The sequence below is a fragment of the Bradyrhizobium rifense genome (assembly GCF_008123425.1).
Lineage (GTDB): Bacteria > Pseudomonadota > Alphaproteobacteria > Rhizobiales > Xanthobacteraceae > Bradyrhizobium > Bradyrhizobium rifense.
In genome coordinates, this window is sequence record NZ_VSSS01000074.1 from 1 (window position 1) to 1,138 (window position 1,138).

Annotated in this window: 1 protein-coding gene; it reads left to right on the top strand. The window is 64.1% G+C overall.

All coding sequences use genetic code 11. The features are described from left to right. Positions 1–1,138 (top strand): glutamate synthase central domain-containing protein (locus FXB40_RS40510; RefSeq protein ID WP_283813013.1); only part of this gene is annotated, 1,138 nt, incomplete at both ends.

A 1,138-nucleotide genomic window follows, 5' to 3' on the forward strand; every position in this document is an offset into this window, starting at 1 on the left:
AGATGTGTATAAGAGACAGGACCGAGGACGATTTCGAGCGCCGGCTGTACATCCTGCGCAAGTCGATCTCGCAGGCGATCTACCAGCGCCGTGACCGCGGGCTTGCGGGCTATTACCCGTGCTCGATGTCCTGCCGCACCGTGATCTACAAGGGCATGTTCCTCGCCGACCAGCTCGGCAAGTACTATCCCGATTTGCACGAGAAGGATTTCGAGAGCGCGCTCGCGCTCGTTCACCAGCGCTTCTCGACCAACACCTTCCCGGCGTGGTCGCTGGCGCATCCCTACCGCATGATCGCGCATAACGGCGAGATCAACACGCTGCGCGGCAACACCAACTGGATGGCGGCGCGCCAGGCCTCGGTGAGCTCCGAGCTCTACGGCAAGGACATCAACCGGCTCTGGCCGATCTCCTACGAAGGCCAGTCGGACACCGCCTGCTTCGACAACGCGCTCGAATTCCTGGTGCAGGGCGGCTACTCGCTGCCGCACGCCGTCATGATGATGATTCCGGAGGCGTGGGCCGGCAATCCCTTGATGGATGAGAAGCGCCGCGCCTTCTACGAATATCATGCCGCGCTGATGGAGCCATGGGACGGCCCGGCCGCGATCGCGTTCACCGACGGCCGCCAGATCGGCGCCACGCTCGACCGCAACGGTCTGCGGCCGGCGCGCTATCTCGTGACCAAGGACGACCGCATCGTCATGGCGTCCGAAATGGGCGTGCTGACGATCCCCGAGGACCAGATCATCACCAAGTGGCGCTTGCAGCCCGGCAAGATGCTGCTGGTCGACCTCGAGCAGGGCCGCCTGATCCCGGACGACGAGATCAAGGCCGAGCTCGCCCGGAGCCATCCCTACAAGGAGTGGCTGGAGCGGACCCAGATCGTGCTGGAAGAGCTGCCGAAGGTTCCGACCACCGGCGTGCGCTCGAACCTGTCGCTTTTGGATCGCCAGCAGGCGTTCGGCTACAGCCAGGAAGACATCGCGATCCTGATGACGCCGATGGCGGCCATCGGCGAGGAGGCCGCCGGCTCGATGGGCAACGACACGCCGATCTCGGCGCTGTCGGACAAGGCCAAGCCGCTGTTCACCTACTTCAAGCAGAATTTTGCGCAGGTCACCAACCCGCCGATCGA